This is a genomic window from Chitinophaga sp., from assembly GCF_017745275.1.
GTDB lineage: Bacteria > Bacteroidota > Bacteroidia > Chitinophagales > Chitinophagaceae > Chitinophaga.
In genome coordinates this window covers 41138-62104 of record NZ_JAGHZS010000011.1, presented here as the reverse complement: position 1 = coordinate 62104, position 20967 = coordinate 41138, and the positions used below count along the sequence as shown (strand labels likewise).

The window sequence follows — 20967 nt, the reverse complement described above, 5'->3', positions numbered from 1 at the left end:
GAACAATGACCTACGCGGACAGATTAGCAGCGGTAAAATCACATTACCCGTTTGAAGAGTGGAGCGAAAAATTTTATCCTGATGAAAATGACATTGGGGGATTAGACCAATACAGTCCTGAAAATTGTGAAGCCGCGACCGATATTATTAATGAGCTGATTGACGGCCTGCAAAGGGCCGGTGAAAATGCGGAAGAAGCCACCAAACTGGCCCTGTTTGAAACGGCCGTGAAAGCATACAATGGAATGAATGAAGAAATAGCTGGTTTTATAGAGACAGCAGAACGCGAGGACCTCTGTGATCTTTTCGATATGATCACCGTGGCCGCTGGACTGGAACCGGAAGATTATGCTGATGGCGACGGAATCACTGATCTGTGGCGGGAATGGTAAGCTATGGTTAATCCGGCTTTTTTTACATATCTTGAATATAGAAAATCATCCATGATATGAAAAGCATGCACACTTTGCCACTTATCTCAAAATATGCCGCAGAGCAACCCCGCTTTACCTTACTGGACTCAGTAGCTAACAGAATTTCACTGATCGCTTTTTGCAGTGTGTTCAGCTTTCTTTTCATGTATATTTTCCTGCCCTTTAATATCAATATCTGGTATGAAGGGCAACACCTGGCCCTGATGCCTTTATTCCTTATTTTTACTTTATGTGGGGTAGCGGTATTAAGCATCACCCAGTTTTTGCTGGCCAATTTAAAATGGCGCCGTAAACTCACCAACGCCACTTACGGCTGCTGGTTCCTCGGGGAAATTATCCTTGTAGCACTGATGGTGACTATTGTGAACGTGTCCATCACCGATACGTTCTTCTTTACCTGGAGCGAATTTATCAATACCCTCCGTTATACCGCCCTGATCCTGCCTTTGCCCTACTGCATTGCGCTGCTGTGGTTTTTTACCCGGGAAAAAATAGCCCAGCTGAAAAGCCTGGAGCTGGCGCGGGAACAACAGCCGGAGCCCATCGTGAAAACAGACGACACCTGCCTGCTACTCCGCGATGAACATGATAAGCCGGTGCTGACTCTGCATCCAAATAAATTGTTGCTCATGAAGGCAGAAGATAATTATGTGCAGGTATTTTATCTATCCGGTAATACCATTGCCAAAGAACTGATCAGAACTTCCATGAAAAAAATGGAAGCCTGTTTACCTGCCGGTACCTTCGTGCGCGCGCACCGTTCTTATATGATCAACCTCACCAAAGTGGTGCTTTTTAAGAAAAATGCAAAAGGTTACTACCTGCAATTGGAAGGGATAGACGACATCACGGTACCGGTATCAGCTACCTGTTTGCCCACACTACAGGATCGTTTCGCCCCCGTTGCCTGATTTTACCCCCAATAGCGTTTATTTCGCCCCAAATACACCACCACTGCCGTTTTCGATCAGGGGATTTTGGTAATATCGCTATATCACATGGCCATTATTACGAGTAAAAATCCACCACCAAACCATCTAAATCTCCCTGCCGATGTTAAGATCCATTTTCATAGGATTGGTTTGCTGCTTGCTGTTACAGTTTAGCGCAAAGGCTCAAATTGTCATTTCGGGAAATGTCAGGAACAGTTCCACCAAGGAAGTAGTCCCCGTTGTGTCTGTTACCATGAAGGAAGCACCCAATGGAGATTATACCAATGATCAGGGCAACTTTAAATTCTCTACACGCAAAAATTATCCTGTTACCCTTATACTGTCATCGGTAGGCTTTGAAACAAAAGAAATCATCATTTCCGGCCCCGGTTTCCAACGCATAGAGCTTGCACCTGCTTCGGTACTCGGTAAGGAAGTGGTGGTTTCAGCCAGCCGCTTTGTACAAAAGAAAATTGAATCACCGGTAACCATCGAAAGGATTGGTACCAAAGACATCATCAACTCCCCGCAGCCCAGCTATTATAACATGATACAGGGCCTCAAAGGCGTAGATGTAACCACCTCCAGTTTGCTGTTCACCACTATCACCACCCGCGGTTTTAATACCAGCGGCAACACCAACTTCACCCAGATCGTAGATGGAATGGATAACCAGGCCCCAGGCCTGAACTTCCCCATCGGCGCCATCATCGGGCTCACTGAGCTGGACGTGGACAACCTCGAAGTACTCTCCGGTGCTTCGTCGGCCCTCTACGGCTCCCGCGGCCTCAATGGTACCATGGTCATGACCGGGAAAGATCCGTTCAAATACCAGGGCCTCAGCGCCCAGATCACACAGGGCGTTAATCACGTGAAAAAAGGAAAGTCAAATGACCCGCTTGGACCATCACCGTATTACGACTGGACCGTTCGCTGGGCCAAAAAAGTAAGCGACAAATTTGCCTTCAAAATAAATATGCAATACACCCAGGCCAAAGACTGGATGGCCAACGATACCACCAACACCAACGGTCCCGGTGGCCCATTGCAGGACCCTAATTACAACGGGGTAAATATGTACGGTAGCAAAACCTCGGTAGATATCAATCCTTTCCTGGAAGGCGCACTGCAACAGGTGCCTGAACTGGCGCCTATCATCAATCCCATGCTGGCAGAAGGCAACCACTACGTAGCACGCACCGGGTACCCTGAATATGGATACCTCAGCAGTGATGCCAAAATGTTTAAAGCCAACGTAGAACTGCGCTATAAGATAAAACCCAAGTTGGAAGCCATTCTCTCCGGCACCTACGGACAAGGCGATGCGGTATACAGCAATGATACCCGTTACGCACTGAAAGGTTTTCACCTCGGGCAATACCGCGCAGAACTGAAAGCAGAACACTGGTTTGTGCGCGCTTATACCAGCCGGGAAAATTCCGGTCGTACTATTATTGCGATGCCCACCGCCCAGCTGGTCAACGAAGCCTGGAAGCCCAGCTACGACGGCAACACCGGCGATGGCTGGTACCCGCAGTATACCAGCGCATTACTGGAAGCAATGTCGCAGGGAAAAAGCTACCTCGATGCCAGCGCACTGGCCAGAACATTTGCGGATAAAGGCCGCCCCGATGCCGGCAGCGCACTGTTCCTGCACCTGAAAGACAGCATCTCCGGTATCCCCACCTCTAAAGGTGGTACCCTGTTCACCGACAAAAGCCGCTTGTTTAACGCAGAAACCCAATACAATTTTACTCACCTCATAAAATTTGCGGAATTGATTGCAGGGCTGAATTATCGCCTCTACCGCCTCGATTCAAAAGGCACGCTCTTCCCCGACAATGACGCACCGATTGATGTGGCAGAGTACAGCGCTTATGCTCATCTCACTAAAAAAGTAATACACGAGAAACTGAGCCTGGCTACCGCTTTCCGGTATGATAAAAATACCCTGTTCGCCAAACCACGCATTACTACCCGGGCGTCCGCCGTACTGGAAGTAAATAAGGAAAGCTTTATCCGCTTCTCTTACCAGAACGCATACAGCTTCCCGTCTAATATTCAATCGCTGCAAAGCACACCGGTGGACTATAACAGTTTTGCTTCCGGCGGCTCCGACCGGCTGCTCAACGGCGTTTATCATTTTGATCAATACCCGGCTTATACGCTGGCCAGCGTGGATACTTTCAAACGCACCAAAAATCCGGCAGACCTGAAAACCTTTCAGCTTAATGATATCAAGCCGCAATCCGTAGATGCATTCGAGTTAGGTTATTCTTCCCTGATCGGCGGTTGTGTGCTCATCGATGTATTAGGCTATTATTCCACCTGGAAAAACTTTATCGGGTATGTGAACGTGGCGAATACACCAGGTAGCAAGGATCCGAACGACTTCCTTGACCACAGTAAATATGTGCAATACAATATTGCCTACAACGGGGCAGAGAAAGTAAATACTTACGGCTATGCCGCCAGCGTGAGCGTGGACCTGTCGCATCATTTCCTGGCCAAGGTGAACTTCTCTTCCGACTTCCTGAAGAACCGTAACAACAGCCAGGTGAATAATTTTAATACGCCGAATTATAAATTCAACATAGATTTTGGTAACACCGGATTTGGTAAGAAAGAACGGTTTTCTTTTAACACCACTTTCCGCTATCGTCCGGCTTACTTCTACCAGATTGGCTTTGGCAGCGGTACCGTACCTGCATCGGCGGTGATAGATGCGCAGGTAAGCTATCGCTTGCTGCAGGCGCATTCTACTATTAAACTGGGCGGGGTAAATTTAACCAATACCTACTACAGGAACGGTTTTGGTAGCCCCGCTATTGGCGGTATGTACTATGTCACTTTTGCATACAATGTTTTCTAAGGTTAAAAAACAAACCCATATATGAAACGATATCATATCTGCTTATTCATGATTGCCCTGTTGGCGGCCTGTCATAATAACCCGGAACCTGCCAGAGACCCGCAGGGATATAAAACCCGCCTGAATTTTGGCCCCGGCGAGGAAACAAAAATTGCGGAAGCGCTATTGTCGCTTACCGATAGCAGCGCCATTACGCTGAAAGAAGGACTTTATAAGTTCGATAACCTGAGCATTGCGCAGTTAAAGCATATCCTGATACAGGGTGCCGGGGCGGATAAAACCATCCTCGACTTTTCGTCCCAAAGCCAGGGTGGGGAAGGCATCCGCGTTACCGATGTAAAAGGCTTCACCATCGATGGATTGACCCTGCGCGACTCCAAAGGCGACCTGATTAAGATCAACAAAAGTGAAAATGTAGTGATCACCAACCTGCACGCCATCTGGTCGGTATCCGATTCTACCAGTGGAGGCTATGCCATTTACCCGGTGATGTGTAAAAATGTATTGGTGGAAAACTGCTATGCACAGGGAGCTTCCGATGCAGGCATTTACGTAGGGCAAACCGACAGTGCTATTGTGCGCAAGTGTAAAGCGTTTAAGAATGTGGCGGGTTGCGAAATTGAAAATACGTCGCATGCACAGGTATATGATAATGAGTTTTGGGGCAATACCGCCGGCTTCCTCATTTTCGATCTGCCAGACTTATCTAAACGCGGTGGTTTCGTAAAAGCGTACAACAACTATTTCCACGATAACAACGAAAGGAACTTTGCCAAATCCGGCAGCTTCGGTTCTACCTGGGGTGTGGGCAATGCAGCGCCAGGCAGTGGGGTAGTGATTTTGGCGGCTTCAGATATTGAGCTGTATAACAACCGCATCATCAATAACAACTCCAGCGCCATTTCTGTGGTATCCGGATTTTTTATCGATGAAAGCGCAGGGTCAAAAATCAATGATCACTATTTCCCGATTCCTAAAAATGTACACATCCATGATAACGTGATGGAAGTAGGGCCTGCGTTTCCACCGGCAGTATACGAACATCATACGGGTAAAATCCTCGTGGGTATTGAGCAGCAGCTCAACGCGATGGATCCTTCCCGCAAAAATGCGCGCCTGCCTTTCATTACCTATGATGGTATTACCACGAATATCCTGACTAAAGGCACAGCGGTAAACCCGGATTCGCTGTGTATTAAACAAACTGGTTCCAATTTATTCGTCAATGTAGACGCCCTGAATATGACGTCTAAGAAATGGCATCCCAGCACTGATGTGACGCCATATGTTTGTAAATAGTGTTATAAAATTTTTATAGGGAGATGAGGAAGCCTTGCTTAATAATTGTGTGTTTTTTATGTTGGATCGCTGCCACGCAGAGCTGTCAGCAGAAACCGGCGCCTGCTGCGGCGGCAGGCCCGTTTCAGTTTAAAGCGAAATTGTCGGATTATGGATTCTTTACCGGTGCGCTGAAATCGTTGATACCCCGCAAAGGTGTCCTGAACTATGAACTGGCTACGCCGTTGTTCACGGACTATTCCGTTAAAGACCGTTTCATTGTGTTACCGGAAGGGAAGTCCATGCAGTATACGGACCATGGTCCGCTGGATTTTCCGGATTCGACATTCATCGTAAAGAATTTTGCCTATATCAACCCGGCGCATGAAAAGATCATGATCGAAACCCGGATCCTCTTCAAAGATCCGGCAGATAAGCAATGGAAGGTGATGAATTATCTCTGGAACAAGGAACAGCAGGATGCGGAAAAGTGGATCCTTGGTAAAAAGATCCCCATTACCTTCCTGGATGATAGCGGCCAGCAACAGTCGACCGTATACCAGATGCCGAATACCAACGATTGTAAGCGTTGTCATATCAATAACAGTGTCCTTACACCCATTGGGCCCAAGGCGCGCAACCTGAACTATACCCGTGCCGGCCAGGCAGAAAATCAGCTGCAGCAGTGGGCCAGCGGTGGTCAGCTCAGCGGGTTACCGGCCATGGATAAGGTAGCGCAGTTGCCTAACTGGAAAGATAGTGTGCACTTCACCGTTAATCAAAGGGCGAGGGCCTACCTGGATGTGAATTGTGCACATTGCCATACCAAGGGAGGAGATGCCTACAATACGGGCCTTTTCCTGGAATATGAGCAAACCGGCCCGGATAACCTGGGCATCCGGAAGTCGCCGGTTTCCGCTGGTGGCGGCGCCGGTGGCCTCGACTATGACGTGATTCCCGGTGATGCCCTGCACTCTATCCTGGCGTACCGTATGAATAGCGTGGAACCGGGTACCGCGATGCCAGAACTGGCGCGTACCGTGGTGCATAAGGAAGGGGTGGCATTGATTAAACAATGGATTAATGAAATGAAGAAATAAAGGGAGCATTTCCCGGAGGGATCTTTTCCCTTTTTGATAAATTATGAAACAGGTATATATTTTTAATATATACCTGTTTGTTTTTTATGTAATTAATGGAGATGGCGCTCAAATGATCCTGTCAGGAACTCCGATTCCCGTTTCATTTTTTCCGGATTGCGTAAATCAATTTCCCGATTCGATCTCCGTATCGGTTCGCTTTGCCTGACATTTGCGCAAAATTATCAGTAGTTGAAACATTTATACTTAATCATCGGACTCATTTTAGTAAATCTCACAGTACTTGCTCAAACAGGTAGTATTAAGGGGAAGATTAGCTCAGCAGACGGACAGCCGGCAGCATTTGTGACCATTGGACTGAAGGACATCAAAAAAGGTACCCTCACTAATGAAGACGGGGAATTTGCTTTGAAAAATGTGAAACCGGGTAATTATGTATTAGTGATTTCCTGCACTGGTACCAAAACCATCAACAACACCGTAACGGTGGCAGCAGACCAGGTTACCGCAGTGAACTTTGCACTGGAAGCTACTTCCAGCCAGTTGAACGAAGTGGTGGTAGATGGTACAAAAACAAGAACCATCAATAAAAGACCGGTAACCATCGGTAAATTACCAGTACCGGCAATGGACTTACCGCAGGCAGTAGCCCTGATTGGTCATGAAGTAATAGAGAATCAACAGGCACAACGCATGAGCGATGTGGTGAAAAATATCAATGGTGTATATATGGCCTCTACAAGAGCCGGTACCCAGGAAACCTTCAACGCCCGTGGTTATGGTTTCTCCAGCACCAACACCTTTAAAAATGGCGCCCGCGTTAACTCCGGCGCTATGCCAGAAATGAGCTCCCTGGAAAGGGTAGAAGTACTGAAAGGCAGCGCTGCTATCCTGTATGGTAACGTTTCTCCCGGTGCCATCCTGAACATGGTTACTAAGCAACCTAAATTTAATTTTGGTGGAGAAGTAAGCGTTCGCGCAGGTAGCTTCGGTTTATTAAAACCCACCTTCGATGTGTATGGACCATTGTCTTCTAAAATCGCTTACCGCGTAAACGGTACCTTCGAAACAGCAGACAGCTATCGCGACCAGGTACACTCCAAACGTTATTATATCAATCCTTCCTTCCTGTTCAAACTCAGCGACCGTACGGAATTGCTGGTACAGGCAGATTACCTGAAACATGATTTTACACCTGATTTTGGTATTGGATCAGTAGGAGATACCGCTATTAACAACAAAGCCTCCCGCAACACTTTCTACGGGGAAGGATGGAACTATGCTCATACACAGCAAACCACCACCTCCGCCAATATCAGACATAAACTGAGCAATAACTGGACCCTGAACGGTATTGTTTCTTATTCTAAATATCAACGTGATTATTACTCACTGGAAAGAATACAGGCAAAAGGAAATGGTAACTTCTTACGTCCGCTGGGCGCAAATGCTACCAATGAAGATTACTTCTCAGGACAGGTAGATCTGACAGGTACATTGAAAACCGGTGTCCTGGAACACACCATCCTGGCTGGTGTTGATGCGGACAGATATCTTACTGGTACCTATGCTTATGGAGTACCATCTATCAATAAAACTACCGGTATTTATGATAGCATCAACGTATTTGATCCTACCATGTATCCACGTCGTACAGACAAGCCGGTAGATACGCTGAAATCTGTATCTAATGCACCAGTGAATAGAGTTGGTGTTTATGTGCAGGACCTGATCAGCATCTCAGAAAAAGTGAAAGTGATGGCAGGTATCCGTTATTCATATCTGCAAACGGAATCTCCGGTAGTATATGATTTTAAAGGTGGTAAAACAGTAGGAAAATCCAGGTACGATCAGGCATTTTCTCCCCGTTTCGGATTAGTATATAAGCCAGTTGCCACTACTGCTTTATTTGCGAGCTACTCTACTTCCTTTACGCCAAACAGCGGCCAGGATATTTATGGCCAAAATCTGAAGCCTTCCATTATTTCCCAATATGAAGCAGGTGTGAAGAACGACTTCCTGAAAGGATTGTTGTCTGTAAACGTAACCGCTTACCGTATCCGCAATAACAACTATGCGCAAACAGCGCCTTTCCTTAAAGATGGTACCACACAAAATAATAATACCAACATCAAAACGCTGGTAGGTGAAACCCTCAGCCAGGGCGTGGAAGTGGATATTGCTGGTCATCCTTTGCCAGGTCTGGATGTGATTGCTGGTTACAGCTACAATAGTATGACCATTGAAAAAACACCAGGTGAGAAAGGTAGTTCTATAGCAGGAGAACGTTTAGTAGGAAACCCTAATCACACGGCAAATGCCAGCGTATTCTATACCCTGCAGCAAACCAAATTGAAGGGGCTGAAAGTGGGTGCTGGTTTTTACTACCTGGGTCAACGCTTTGCAGGTTGGAACAACACCGTTCAACAAACGCAAACCTATAACCGCCTTATCTCTGTGCCAGGTTACTCCACCCTCGACCTGAGTGCGGGTTACAATTTCAAACGTTTTGGTGTAATGGCGAAAGTGTCTAACGTTACCAATACTTACAACTACTACGTACACGAAAATTATAGCGTTAACCCAATACCGCCTACCCAATTTACCGGAACGGTATCTTACAAATTCTAAAAATTGTCGTGTTATAAATAAAATAGACGAGCCGCGCTCATTTGAGCGCGGCTCGTCTATTTTATTCTTTCTATCAAAAAATAAAAATTAGTTTAATCAAGATAAAAATTCGCGTTGATCATTCGCTATGATAGCTTTTTGCTTTCGGCTTTACTTACAAGCGCCGGCTTCCAACGGCACACTATCAAACTTCAACTGGTTGTCATCTGCCGGAAACACCGGGATACCTTGCTTGTCGAAGCTTTCAGGCACCGCTTCAAAAGCCTGTTCTTTCGTTACTTTAAAAATCACTGGCCTGCTGCTTTCCACGCCTTCGCTGTAAAATGTGTATTTACCACGGATAATGCCCTGGTGAACGATGCCGTTGAAGTCACCGGTATTTTTATCTTTCTCAAAGAAGTTATACACCAGTTTGCCGGTAGCTACGCTATCCTGGTAGGTAAGGGTAAGCAGAACAGTATCTTTACCCAGGGTCTTTTCATAGCAGTTGACCTTTTTTTCCGTTTCTGCCGGTAAGGAATCTGTGACTGCAGTAGTTTGTTGCTGCCCTTGTTGATGGCAGGAGGCGAGGATGCCGGTTCCCAGCGCCAGTACGATATAAGGTGTTTTCATAACCTTAAATTAAACAAAAAGTAGCAAAAACGTTATAGATATCCGGTTTGCTGATGTATTATTGAGGCATGCAGCAAGGGATCATGTAGTTTGGTCCGGAACATAATGATAACTATTGATGATGAAAAAAACAGGATTTATACTTTCCATCGTGAGTGGCATCGCCATGGCTTGTTTCAGTAAAAGTGCCGTAGCACAGGTGGCAGTTGATACACCTGCCACCGTAGCGGATTGCAGCAAATGTATGGTGTTGGCGGAGCAGTCGCAGCACCGGCTTGTAATTGTAGATGTGCCTACCGGCGCGCTCATTTGGGAATGGAAACCGGAAAATTCCAACATAAAACCGGAACATTTTAAATGGTTTAGCAACCCCAGCGACGCTAAACCCGTATACAATAATCAATATATCCTGACAAACGCCTCCGGTGGAGGCGTGGCCCTGATCAGGATCGCAGATAAAAAAGCGGTGTTCTATGCCTATGCCGGTGGAAATACCCACTCTGTTGAACTATTACCAGATGGTAATATTGTCAGCGCTTCCAGCACAGGCAACTACCTGATGCTATTTAAAACAGATACGCTTCAATTCCCTGATGGCGTATATACGAAAAAAGTGTCCATCGATTTCGGCCACAACGTAGTTTGGGATGCCGGGCAGCAAAGACTTTGGTCTGCTGCCATGGCTACCATGCATAGCTTTAAGTACAATTTCAACTGTGCAGCACCGGACCTCATCCCTGATACGGTGATTCATCTCCCCGGTACGGAAGCCCACGACCTGTTCCCGGTATATGGTGAAAGCAATCTATGGCTCACCAACACCACCAACGTATACACATTTAATGTGATCAGTAAGCAACTCACGCAGGCCAATGTATTACAGGCCAATATCAAGAGTGTATCCTCAGCCGGCAACGGGCTGCCGGTACTAATGGTCAGGCCTAAAGTATCCTGGTGGACAGACGAAGTACTGGATGCCAGCGGGAATAGTGTCTTCTCCCATAAAGGCTGGAAAATTTATAAAGCAAGATGGGTAGTGCCCAATACCTTCAGCTATCCGGCCAACGACCAGGTGCATCTTTGTAAATAGCAGAAAGCATAAAGCATAAGGCAGAAAGCCATTAGAGTGGATATTATATATGCGTTAATCATTCGCTTCAATGGCTTTTTGCTTTATGCTTTCTGCTTTCTGCTCCCGCTTCGCTGATTCTTCGTACTTTTGCCAGCAAATGCAAAAAGAAAAGTACTCATTAGGTAATATTCTTACCAATCTCAAGATCGATTCACTCAATGACATGCAACAGGCATCGGTGGACGCAAACAAGCAACACGCTGATGTAATCCTGTTGTCGGCCACAGGTTCCGGTAAAACGCTGGCATTCCTGCTGCCTATACTGGAGCGACTGGACCCTGCCAATAAAAATACACAGGCCCTGATCGTAGTGCCTTCCCGCGAGCTGGCCCTTCAGATAGAGAAGGTGTTTAAACTCATGGGAACCGGCTACAAAATTACTGCCTGCTATGGTGGCCACCTGAGGGAAACAGAAGAAAACAACCTGATTCAGCCGCCGGCAGTGATTGTGGGAACACCCGGCCGCCTGGGAGATCATATCCGCCGCGAAAACATCACTGTAGCAGCCATCGAAACGCTGGTACTGGACGAATTCGATAAAACACTGGAACTGGGCTTCCAGGAGGAAGTGTCTTTCATCGTGGAATCATTGCCCAATGTGAAGAAACGTATCCTGACCTCGGCTACTGAAGCCGTGGAAATACCGGAATTCCTGGCGCTCAACGAGCCGCAGAAGCTGAACTTCCTGCCGGAAGAAGGGACACCGGCTGCACGACTCACTATCAAAGAAGTATTGTCGCCGGAAAATGATAAGGTAGACACCCTGTTCCGCCTCATTTGCTACCTCGGTAACCGCTCCACCATCGTATTCTGTAATCACCGCGATGCCGTAGAACGCACCAGCAAAATGCTGTCAGAAAAAAGTATCATCAATACCTTCTATCACGGTGCTATGGAACAACAGGAACGCGATGCGGCCCTCTGTAAGTTCCGTAATGGCTCGGTAAACGTACTGGTAACCACTGATCTGGCTGCACGTGGACTGGATATTCCCAATATCCGCTACATTATACATTTCCACCTGCCGCATACAGAAGATAGCTGGACACACCGCAACGGCCGTACTGCCCGCATGGAAGCCAGTGGCACCGCTATCGTGATACTGGCGCCCGATGAAAAACGGATGCCTTACCTGGCAGATGAAACCATCGAAAGCATTGAACTGCCCGCTACTGCTACTATACCGGAAAAACCAAAATGGACCACCATTTTCATTGCTGCCGGTAAAAAAGATAAAGTGAATAAAGTAGATATTGTAGGCTTCCTCTCTAAAAAAGCGAACCTGAAAAAGGAAGATATCGGCTTAATCGAAGTAAAAGATTTCTTCTCCTTTGTAGCAGTGGTGAAATCCAAAGTAGGACACGTGCTGGAGCAGATTAAAAATGAAAAGATTAAGAATAAGAAAGTGAAGATTGAAATAGCAAGATAAAACGCAGTCGTATTCCGTAAAGCAGAAAGCAGAAAGCATAAAGCAAAAAGCAAAAAGCTATTAAAGCGAATGACCAGAGCGTATGAGTAAATTAATAATCGCTCTGGTCATTCGCTTTAATAGCTTTTTGCTTTTTGCTTTATGCTTTCTGCTTTGCAGAATACGACTGCGTTACTTCAATCAGCCCTACAATATGATCATTGAATTCCGCCAGTTCTTCCGCCGGTACCCATAATTCATTATGTATCACCCCACCCACATTTTCTACTTTATATCGTTTCAGAAAATTACTATCTACGTCAAATTTGGTCACATAGCCGGCACCATACGCCGGCACATTCCATTCCACAGAGATTTGTATGGCATATGCCTCATTCATTACAGGATAGAAGATGGGCTGATCGGGGAGCCTGGGTGGAAATCGTTTCCAGCCGGATTGTTTAATTAATTCCAGCTCTGCTGGTCCTACGGGGCGGTAAAGGGTGGTTAACTCCATTGTTGATTTTTGTCTAATTTTAATCACGAATTTAGGCAAATGAGTACTAAAAACAAACAACCGGAGATCCCGCAATATGTGTTGGGCGACTTCCGCCACCTGCACCGTCAGGAAAATGATACTTCCGATTTTGGATACAATAACCTGGAAGCGGAGAAACGCATCCCGGGATTTGAAGTATACTCCAGTGAAGGCCTGCGCCCAGCAGTAGGGCCACTGAAATCTGATTTCTACCGGATCAGCATTACCTTAAGCGGCGGTGTGGATGTGCAGTTGGGGCTGGAAAAATTCCGGCATCAGGCGGGCACCCTGAGTTTTACTTTTCCCGGGCAGGTATTTAGTAAAGACAATATCGCTGCCGATACTTTCGGGTATTATATTTTATTCAACGCCAATTTCCTGGAAGACCTGCTGCCTGCGGGCAGAATACCCGTTGAGTTTCCCTTCTTCGATTATTCCGGTGTACCCTTTATACAGCTGGATAAAGCCGCTATTACTGCTGTAGCGGATTTTGTGGGTAAGATGAACGAGGAATTGAGGCGCCATCAACCCGGATGTGACCGGGCCGTGCAAATGTATCTTTACCTGCTATTATTGGAGGTGAAGCGAAGTTATATCGCGCAGGAGTTGCATCTAACAGCTACAGATACACGAAATACTTACCTGGTGCCCCGGTTTAAGAAACTGGTGAGCCAGCATTTTCTCACAAAGAAAAAAGTGGCAGACTATGCGGAGCTGCTGGGAGTTACGCCAAATCACCTGAATCGCACGGTAAAGGAAGTCACTGGTCATACCGCATCAGCCGCCATTGCGGATATGCTGGTGCAGGAAGCTAAAGCAGTATTGCGGTACACGGATACTGCCATATCGGAAATCTCTTACCAGCTCAACTTCAGCGATCCTGCAGGTTTCAACCGTTTCTTTAGGGAACAGACCGGGCAAACACCTTTGTCGTATCGAAAAAATGCATAATCGGGTTAATACAATGCATAATCCGGGTAACAACACAACGGCTTTTATGGACCAACTTTGTGTACATAAAAGATCACGATATGTCTACCACATTTGAAAGTAAGAAAGTAGTTATTGCAGGCGGTTCCACAGGTATTGGTTTGGCAACCGCTGTTTCATTGGCCAAAGAAAAAGCAACCGTAACTGTTACCGGCCGTTCTGCTGCCAGCCTGGAAAGCGCGGCGGCGGCAAATCCCGGCATACAAACCGCTATACTGGATAGTAATAACCGCGCGGAACTGGATACATTTTTTAGTACACAAGGCGGTATTGATCACCTGGTGATTGCGCTAAGCGGTGCAAAAGGAGCCGGTAAATTTGCCGAGTTATCGCTGGATGATTTGAGAGCAGGCTTTGAAGGCAAATTCTGGCCCCAGCTGAATACTTTACAGGCAGCCCTGCCTTACATCAATAAAGGCGGCAGTATCACCCTGATTACAGCTATTTCTGCTATTTCACAAGCGCCGGGTGTATCCGGGTTAGCCGCTATCAACGGTGCATTGGAGTTAATGATTCCTTCTATAGCTAAAGAAATACAACCTTTACGTATCAACGCTGTTTCTCCTGGTGTGGTAAATACCGGCTGGTGGGATTTTCTGCCGGCAGCAGATAAGGCTGCTACCTTTGAAGCCTATGCAGCCCAAACGCCGGTAGGCAGGGTAGGAGAACCTGATGATGTAGCAGATACGATCCGCTTCCTGATGCGTAATGGCAATATAACCGGTACGGTAATACGTTGCGACGGCGGTTTAGCGCTGTAATCTTACCAGGCTACCTCTTCATAATTTTTATACAGCTTTCCAAATGCCGGCGTACCATTTATGGCCTGTACAATAGGGTCATAGATGCGTGCGGCGGCATCGTCGAGCATGAGCGGGGGTAGGAAACCATCTTGTTCCAGCCTCGACTTCTTCTCTATCGGGTTGCCCGTAGATACCCATCCCACATCTACGCTGTTCATGTAAATATGCGCGGTTGCATAGTCGGCGGCACTGGTGCGCGTCATCATATTCAGTGCGGCTTTGGTCATGTTGGTATGGGGGTGGTAAATGGTTTTCTGTGCATAGCTGAATTGCCCTTCTGAAGAAGTTACATTGATGATGAACCGGTTGGGGAACGGCGATTGCAGCATCAGCGCTTTGAGGCGGCTGTTCAGCATAAAGGGAGATATATTATTTACCAGGTTGGCCGACAATACTTCTGTGGTGTCTACTTCATCCAGGCGCATCACCCAGCTATTACTGCTTCGCAGGTCTAACGGCTGATTGAAGTAATCCAGTTGCCCGGGCGGAAATAAGTCAGGATTGCCAATCAGGAGGCTACCGGTAGGCGCTGTGCCTGCAATCCTTGCCTGGTCTGCCGCGGGGAGTAAGGGCAGCTGTGCGGCCTTATCCACTAAAGGCTGGTAATATTCCGGTGGATAGTGAATGGTTTGTGCGGCGTTGTTGATGAGGATATCCAGCGCTGGTAAAGTTTGATAACAATATTGCAGGAATTGCTCTACCTGCGGGATACTGATCAGATCCAGACCGTATATGGTGAGCCGGTCTTTCCATTCGGCGTAGTCCGGTTCCCGGGTGTATTGCAGCAGGGCATCGGCGGGAAAGCGGGTGGTGGCAATCACGGTGGCGCCATCACGGAGCAGGCGCAAAGCTGTGACATACCCGATTTTCATACGGGCGCCGGTAACAATGGCGGTTCTACCGGTCAGGGATACACGCTGTGCTTTCTTATCCATATGAATTTGCGCACAACGGGGACAAAGCCGGTGATAATGAAAGTGCACAGTGGTATAGCGCTCCCGGCAGGAGTAGCAGATGCTGGCACTTTCCAGTTCCTGTTGGATGGGCAGGTAGATGGTATCTGCTACCACCTGGCTGACGGAAGATTGCAGCCCTTGCTGAAACACGACGGTGTTGGCGATCTTGCGCTGGTCAGCTTCTCCGCGGCGCGATAGCTCCGTGTGCCGGATTTCTTTACGGGCCGTTTTATATATTTTGGTAACTAATCCTTTTAAACGTTCGGTATCAGGGGAGTCAAATGGATGTTTGCTGAGAAACTGTAATATGGTATAAAATTTATCCCATTCGTCTGTTGAGAACTCCTGCATAGTGATGGTGCTTAAATATAATGGTGGCAGCAACAACCAGGCTCGAACTGGTATTTCCTTCCTGGCAGGAAAGCGACCTTCCAACATTGGTCCATGCTGCTGCCGCGGCAAAAGTAATGATTTAAGCGTGTATACGATACAGTTATCAGCTGTGTGCGTGTTATTTCACAAACGGATCCGCATACTTTACATCTTTTAGCAGCGATTCATCGGTGAGGGTATGCATGAAAGCGATCAGGTTCTTTTTTTCATCGGCTGACAAAGGAATACCACCGGGTCTCAGTTGAATGCCGAGGTTGGGGTTACCTTTAATTCCAGCGGCATAATGATCCAATACCTGGTCCAGTGTGGCGAAGCGGCCATCGTGCATATAGGGGGCTGTTAGCGCCACGTTACGGAGACTGGGTATTTTAAAGGTGCCCTGATCTTTTGCCTGATGCGTAATTTCTCCATAGCCTTTGTCGGTATAATCTGTTTCCAGCCCGTTGTTGGAACCAACGCCGGTGTTGATACCGGTGTTTTCCAGCGTGAGAAAGGAGGATCTCTGGCCCAGTTGACTGGTGCCCAGGTCGCTATGGCATTCCGTGCAGAAATCGCGCTGCATGATGTGCAGGCCCTCTAATTCCTGTGGCGTAAAGTTGGCGAAATTGTTTTCAACGCCCTGGTCATATTTTGAATTGAAGGAAACGATGGAGCGCAGGAATTGCGACAATGCTTTGCCTATTTTGGCAGCAGTGATATCCGTGGTGCCGAACGCAGCTTTGAACAGGGCCGGGTAATAATCTATCGTACTTAACTTCTTTTCCAAAGTAGCCAGATCAGGCATGCCCATTTCCACATGATCCACGATAGGCATCAGCGTTTGTGTTTCGATGTCGCCTGCACGGAAGTCCCAGAACATTTTGCGGTCGGGGAAGAAGCGGATATTCACTACCGGCATGGCATTGCGCCGTGTGTGACCACCATCAAATCCTTTCGATAATGCAGTGATGTCTGCAAAGGCATTGGCCTGATGATGACAGGAAGCGCAGGCAACAGTATTATTCACCGACAGGGATTTATCATAAAATAGTACCCTTCCCAATGTGGCACCGGCATTGGTGATGGGATTGTCTGCGGGTGTATTATCCAGCTCCGGGTGGGCTTTCATATGTGCTTTCATCCAGGCAGGCATATTATTGATGGTGCTTACATAATCATATAATGTAGCGGGCAGATGAGGCCCATTGGAATGGGGGCCCGGTTTGGGACCTGGTTCTTCGTGATGAGCGGCAACGGGATCTTTTTTACAGGATATTGTATTCAGAAGGGCGGTCGCAATAAACAGGAGGATTATCGAACTGGCTGGTCGTTTTATGATAGGCATATGCAGTTTTTCTGTTATCACACCTCAACAGAAAAATACCCTTACGGAGCAGTGAAAAATACCGGGAAGCAGGTAGAGAAAAATGGTAAAAGCGACCGGAGTCGAACCGGTGACCTCGAACTTTGGGGTAAGTGTTCTTCCAACTGAACTACGCTTTTACCGGCGTAAAGGTAATCAAAAATATATACGTTCCCGTAGTTAGTGGAGTGAGAGGAGAAAATGGTAGAAGCAACCGGGCTCGAACCGGTGACCCTTTACTGGCATGGTAAATGCTCTTCCAACTGAGCTACACTTCTACCGCTGTGAAGATACTAAAAAAGTATATACGTTACCGTTATAAACGCAATGCCTGCATTACCCGGTCAAAGGTGAGCTTCAGTAATTCGTCACTGAGCGTGAAGGGGAGGCCGGCCATGGTAGAGTTATCGAGGTGGAATTTGACGAGTGTATAGAAGGTACCATAGGCAATCGCCCAAAAAATTTCTGGCGGCAATTTTACAATTTCTTTCTTTTCTTCCGCGTTAGCCACAAAATCGCGCATGGTTTGTTTGAAACGCTGTTCGCAGGGATCGTTTTGTTTTTCAATGAGCGGGGAGTTCCGGAACTGTTCCCAGAAACGATGATGCAACGGATGGCGCAGGATATGGTGATAACGGTTGCGCCATTGCTGCCAGAGGCCTTGTTCGAAAGTCATGTCCGCGCTGAAACCATCCAGCATTGTTTGCACAAAAATGCCGGTTGCTTCGGCATAAAGCTGGTTCAGCAGATCTTCCCGGTTCTTAAAATAAATATAGATGGTAGATACAGATATCCCGGCCGCTTTGGCCAGTTTATGCATACTCAATCCGTCAAAACCCTGGGAAACGATCATCTCCATGGCTTTCTCCCGGATTACTATAGCTTTATTTTCATCTTTGGCGCGCATGGCGCAAAGATAAAAGAATGATTGTTCTTTTAAGCGTTCCGGGAGATTTTTTATTTCAGGCCATCCAGCGAACTGCCCGCAGGAAGCTCGTAGGGATCTTTGCCTGCTTCAAAAACGCGGGCGGTCAACTTACCTTGCAGGGTTAAGGTGCCGTTGTGTGCATACACCCAGCTACCTTCCCGTAGTCCCAATACCGGCACTGTATTCTGTGTGAGGTATTCTTTGATACGGGTTTCCCGGGTTTCTCCCATATGCTGCGAACCTTCAATGGGATCCTGGTAATGTGGATTCAGGTTAAAAGGGATAAGCCCCATGGTATCAAAACTGGAAGGATATACAATGGGCATATCGTTGGTATTGCGCATGGTGACGCCGCCTATATTGCTGCCGGCGCTGCATCCCATATAAGGCGTTCCGCCGTTAACAGCATCCCGCAGGGTGTTCATAATGCCCAGTTCATGCAGCGTTTTCACCAGCAGGAAGGTATTCCCGCCCCCGGTAAAAAAGCCTTTTGCGTTTTTGATGGCCGCCGCCGGATCATCGAATGTATGCAGTCCGCGTACCTGGATGCCAATGGCACCAAAGGCTTCCGCCGCCCTGCTGGTATAATCATCGTGCGAAATACCACCCGGCCGTGCAAAAGGAATAAAGATGATTTCCTCCACTCCCGCAAACAATACCTTCATGGAAGGCTGCAGGTAAGCCAGGTAGGTTTCTCCAAATAAAGTGGAGGTACTCGCCAGTATAAAATGCTTCATGATCAAATAATTACCCGGCAAATGTAGGTCATCTCCTTAAAATATATTCCGTACAGCGGGATAGCTACTGCGGAATAGTGGTTTTATGGGTTGGAAAAAAAAACGATTGGTTCCTGGTGGGACGATCTGTATCTGGCCATGGTAATGTGTTTTGTAAAATATTTTCTTTTTTAATTGTAAAATTGACAATTATTTTGTTTTTTTGAATGTCCGCAGCAAATCATCGCTGTCCGGCAGTATTTTAAAATCCTCGTTATGAAGAAAAAATATCAATATATCCGCACGGGTATCCTGGGGTTACTACTTTCTACGCAGGCCATACAGGCACAAAACACGGTTACTTTTAAGCCGGATGCACCTACACAAACCATTAACAGAAATATCTACGGACATTTTGCAGAGCACCTCGGTAACTGTATCTATGGTGGATTCTATGTAGGCGACACCTCTCATATTCCCAATACCAACGGGGTACGTAAGGATGTTATTGCTGCCCTGCGTAAAATGAAGATCCCTAATTTACGCTGGCCTGGTGGCTGTTTTGCGGATACTTACCACTGGAAAGACGGCATAGGCCCGAAAGATAAGAGGCCTACCATCGTGAACACCTGGTGGGGAAATGTTACGGAAAACAATAGCTTCGGTACACACGACTTCCTGAATATGTGCGAGGAACTCGGTGCAGAACCTTACCTCTCCGGCAACGTGGGCAGCGGTACCGTGCAGGAACTGGCCGATTGGGTACAATACACCAACTTCGGCGGTAAAAGCCCGATGTCAGACCTGCGCCGGCAGAACGGCCGCGACGAACCCTGGAAGGTGCGCTTCTGGGGAATTGGTAATGAAGCCTGGGGCTGCGGAGGCAATATGCGCCCCGAATACTATGTAGACCTGTATCGTAAATTTACCACCTTCATGCAGGGACACATTTTCAGAATCGCTTCCGGTGCCAATAGTTCTGATTATAACTGGACGGAAGTACTGATGAAAAATATTCCTGGTTCTCTCCTGGATGGTATTGCCCTTCATCACTATTCTGTAATAGACTGGAACAGGAAAGGCGATGCAGTTGACTTCACGGAAGAACAATATTTCACGACTATGAAGCAGGCCCTGTTTATGGATACCCTTGTCCGCAAGCACGCTGCTATTATGGATAAATATGATCCGGCTAAGAAAACAGCATTAGTGGTAGATGAATGGGGAGGATGGTATAACGTAGAAGGAGGCACGAATCCTGGTTTCCTTTTCCAGCAAAATACTATGCGGGATGCCATGGTTGCCGGATCTACGCTGAATATCTTTAACAACCACTCAGACCGCGTACGCATGGCTAACCTGGCGCAGGCCATCAATGTGTTGCAATCTGTGATCCTTACTAAGGGAGATATCATGGTGCTCACACCCACTTACTATGTGATGGAGATGTACAGCGTACACCAGGACGCCACCCTGATCCCTATAGATATTCACAGCAACGACTATACGTTTGGTAACCAAAAGCTCTCCGCCGTATCCGCTTCGGCTTCGAAAGATAAAAATGGCGTTACCCATATTTCACTGGTTAACATAGACGCTCATAAAGCCCAGGAAATTACGCTGGATACCCGTAGTGAAAGTTATAAGTCCATCAGTGGCAGTGTGCTTACATCCGCCAAACTGCAGGATTATAACAGCTTTACCAAACCGGATAACATTAAGCCGGTCGACTTTAAAGGCGCTACACTGAAAAAGAATACCATCAGTGTAAAGCTGCCGCCTTTCTCCGTGGTAGTACTGGAATTGAAATAGCCAATACGAATAATGGTGCAGTGGAGGATCTTGTTTACATGATGATGCGATAACAGGCGTACCACCTGCTATAGTAAACACTTTCTCCGC

17 protein-coding genes and 2 tRNA genes are annotated in these 20967 nt (G+C 47.1%); 11 read left to right on the top strand and 8 right to left on the bottom strand.

Translation table 11 applies throughout. From position 1 onward, the window contains the following. Positions 1 to 5 precede the first annotated feature (5 nt). The 6 genes from J7623_RS29255 (at position 6) to J7623_RS29230 (ending at position 9247) form a co-directional block, all read left to right on the top strand. Complete coding sequence (locus tag J7623_RS29255) at positions 6 to 392, top strand: hypothetical protein (protein WP_291928060.1); 387 nt, start codon at positions 6 to 8, stop codon at positions 390 to 392. 56 nt (positions 393 to 448) lie between these two features. Beyond that, positions 449 to 1345 (top strand): LytTR family DNA-binding domain-containing protein, encoded by an 897-nt coding sequence (locus J7623_RS29250; RefSeq protein WP_291928056.1) that lies wholly within the window; start codon positions 449 to 451, stop codon positions 1343 to 1345. Positions 1346 to 1487: 142 nt separating this feature from the next. Further along, on the top strand, positions 1488 to 4238 hold the full coding sequence (locus J7623_RS29245; protein ID WP_291928053.1) for a carboxypeptidase-like regulatory domain-containing protein: 2751 nt from the start codon (positions 1488 to 1490) through the stop codon (positions 4236 to 4238). Positions 4239 to 4259: 21 nt separating this feature from the next. Beyond that, a complete protein-coding gene (locus J7623_RS29240; RefSeq protein ID WP_291928050.1) occupies positions 4260 to 5537 on the top strand; it encodes a parallel beta-helix domain-containing protein in 1278 nt (425 codons plus the stop codon). 23 nt (positions 5538 to 5560) lie between these two features. After that, complete coding sequence (locus tag J7623_RS29235; protein WP_291928047.1) at positions 5561 to 6616, top strand: SO2930 family diheme c-type cytochrome; 1056 nt, start codon at positions 5561 to 5563, stop codon at positions 6614 to 6616. A gap of 231 nt (positions 6617 to 6847) precedes the next feature. Next, positions 6848 to 9247 carry a TonB-dependent receptor gene (locus J7623_RS29230; RefSeq protein ID WP_291928044.1) on the top strand — a complete coding sequence of 800 codons (2400 nt, stop codon included), beginning with the start codon at positions 6848 to 6850 and terminating at the stop codon, positions 9245 to 9247. A 150-nt stretch (positions 9248 to 9397) separates the two neighbouring features. On the opposite strand, the gene J7623_RS29225 is transcribed toward J7623_RS29230, so the two are convergent. Then, a complete protein-coding gene (locus tag J7623_RS29225; protein WP_291928041.1) occupies positions 9398 to 9859 on the bottom strand; it encodes a hypothetical protein in 462 nt (153 codons plus the stop codon). Between the two features lie 121 nt (positions 9860 to 9980). Between J7623_RS29225 and J7623_RS29220 the strand changes: the two genes are divergently transcribed. Next, complete coding sequence (locus tag J7623_RS29220) at positions 9981 to 10949, top strand: DUF6528 family protein (protein ID WP_291928038.1); 969 nt, start codon at positions 9981 to 9983, stop codon at positions 10947 to 10949. Positions 10950 to 11088: 139 nt separating this feature from the next. Continuing rightward, positions 11089 to 12420, top strand: a complete 1332-nt coding sequence (locus J7623_RS29215) for a DEAD/DEAH box helicase (RefSeq protein ID WP_291928033.1) — start codon at positions 11089 to 11091, stop codon at positions 12418 to 12420. Between the two features lie 139 nt (positions 12421 to 12559). On the opposite strand, the gene J7623_RS29210 is transcribed toward J7623_RS29215, so the two are convergent. After that, complete coding sequence (locus tag J7623_RS29210; protein ID WP_291928030.1) at positions 12560 to 12916, bottom strand: ADP-ribosylation/crystallin J1; 357 nt, start codon at positions 12914 to 12916, stop codon at positions 12560 to 12562. A 39-nt stretch (positions 12917 to 12955) separates the two neighbouring features. Here J7623_RS29210 and J7623_RS29205 point away from each other — a divergent pair, with 39 nt between their 5' ends. Together J7623_RS29205 and J7623_RS29200 are read left to right on the top strand one after the other, a co-directional pair. Further along, positions 12956 to 13888, top strand: coding sequence for a helix-turn-helix domain-containing protein (locus tag J7623_RS29205; protein ID WP_291928027.1), 933 nt, complete (start codon positions 12956 to 12958; stop codon positions 13886 to 13888). 80 nt (positions 13889 to 13968) lie between these two features. Next, entirely contained in the window at positions 13969 to 14688 is a 720-nt protein-coding gene (locus J7623_RS29200) for an SDR family oxidoreductase (RefSeq protein ID WP_291928024.1), read from the top strand. Between the two features lie 2 nt (positions 14689 to 14690). On the opposite strand, the gene J7623_RS29195 is transcribed toward J7623_RS29200, so the two are convergent. The 6 genes from J7623_RS29195 to pepE form a co-directional block, all read right to left on the bottom strand. After that, positions 14691 to 16037, bottom strand: coding sequence for an SDR family oxidoreductase (locus J7623_RS29195; RefSeq protein ID WP_291928021.1), 1347 nt, complete (start codon positions 16035 to 16037; stop codon positions 14691 to 14693). Positions 16038 to 16197: 160 nt separating this feature from the next. Beyond that, entirely contained in the window at positions 16198 to 17403 is a 1206-nt protein-coding gene (locus tag J7623_RS29190) for a cytochrome c peroxidase (protein ID WP_291928020.1), read from the bottom strand. Between the two features lie 83 nt (positions 17404 to 17486). Next, positions 17487 to 17561, bottom strand: a tRNA-OTHER gene (locus J7623_RS29185). A 62-nt stretch (positions 17562 to 17623) separates the two neighbouring features. Beyond that, positions 17624 to 17699 (bottom strand) — tRNA-Ala (locus J7623_RS29180). Positions 17700 to 17737: 38 nt separating this feature from the next. Then, the gene (locus tag J7623_RS29175; protein ID WP_291928018.1) at positions 17738 to 18328 is read right to left on the bottom strand and encodes a TetR/AcrR family transcriptional regulator; all 591 of its coding nucleotides are present in this window, start codon (positions 18326 to 18328) and stop codon (positions 17738 to 17740) included. Between the two features lie 50 nt (positions 18329 to 18378). Beyond that, positions 18379 to 19086, bottom strand: a complete 708-nt coding sequence (gene pepE / locus J7623_RS29170) for a dipeptidase PepE (RefSeq protein WP_291928015.1) — start codon at positions 19084 to 19086, stop codon at positions 18379 to 18381. Positions 19087 to 19341: 255 nt separating this feature from the next. Here pepE and J7623_RS29165 point away from each other — a divergent pair, with 255 nt between their 5' ends. Next, a complete protein-coding gene (locus tag J7623_RS29165) occupies positions 19342 to 20877 on the top strand; it encodes an alpha-N-arabinofuranosidase (protein ID WP_291928012.1) in 1536 nt (511 codons plus the stop codon). Positions 20878 to 20967 lie beyond the last annotated feature (90 nt).

Excerpts from the sequence above, each read along its gene's own strand:
- J7623_RS29205 (WP_291928027.1), top strand. The coding sequence starts at position 12,956 with ATGAGTACTAAAAACAAACAACCGGAGATCCCGCAATATGTGTTGGGC.
- J7623_RS29245 (WP_291928053.1), top strand. The coding sequence starts at position 1,488 with ATGTTAAGATCCATTTTCATAGGATTGGTTTGCTGCTTGCTGTTACAG.
- J7623_RS29225 (WP_291928041.1), bottom strand. The coding sequence starts at position 9,859 with ATGAAAACACCTTATATCGTACTGGCGCTGGGAACCGGCATCCTCGCC.
- J7623_RS29235 (WP_291928047.1), top strand. The coding sequence starts at position 5,561 with ATGAGGAAGCCTTGCTTAATAATTGTGTGTTTTTTATGTTGGATCGCT.
- J7623_RS29210 (WP_291928030.1), bottom strand. The coding sequence starts at position 12,916 with ATGGAGTTAACCACCCTTTACCGCCCCGTAGGACCAGCAGAGCTGGAA.
- J7623_RS29240 (WP_291928050.1), top strand. The coding sequence starts at position 4,260 with ATGAAACGATATCATATCTGCTTATTCATGATTGCCCTGTTGGCGGCC.
- J7623_RS29255 (WP_291928060.1), top strand. The coding sequence starts at position 6 with ATGACCTACGCGGACAGATTAGCAGCGGTAAAATCACATTACCCGTTT.
- pepE (WP_291928015.1), bottom strand. The coding sequence starts at position 19,086 with ATGAAGCATTTTATACTGGCGAGTACCTCCACTTTATTTGGAGAAACC.
- J7623_RS29195 (WP_291928021.1), bottom strand. The coding sequence starts at position 16,037 with ATGCAGGAGTTCTCAACAGACGAATGGGATAAATTTTATACCATATTA.
- J7623_RS29165 (WP_291928012.1), top strand. The coding sequence starts at position 19,342 with ATGAAGAAAAAATATCAATATATCCGCACGGGTATCCTGGGGTTACTA.
- J7623_RS29175 (WP_291928018.1), bottom strand. The coding sequence starts at position 18,328 with ATGCGCGCCAAAGATGAAAATAAAGCTATAGTAATCCGGGAGAAAGCC.
- J7623_RS29200 (WP_291928024.1), top strand. The coding sequence starts at position 13,969 with ATGTCTACCACATTTGAAAGTAAGAAAGTAGTTATTGCAGGCGGTTCC.
- J7623_RS29250 (WP_291928056.1), top strand. The coding sequence starts at position 449 with ATGAAAAGCATGCACACTTTGCCACTTATCTCAAAATATGCCGCAGAG.
- J7623_RS29190 (WP_291928020.1), bottom strand. The coding sequence starts at position 17,403 with ATGCCTATCATAAAACGACCAGCCAGTTCGATAATCCTCCTGTTTATT.
- J7623_RS29215 (WP_291928033.1), top strand. The coding sequence starts at position 11,089 with ATGCAAAAAGAAAAGTACTCATTAGGTAATATTCTTACCAATCTCAAG.
- J7623_RS29220 (WP_291928038.1), top strand. The coding sequence starts at position 9,981 with ATGAAAAAAACAGGATTTATACTTTCCATCGTGAGTGGCATCGCCATG.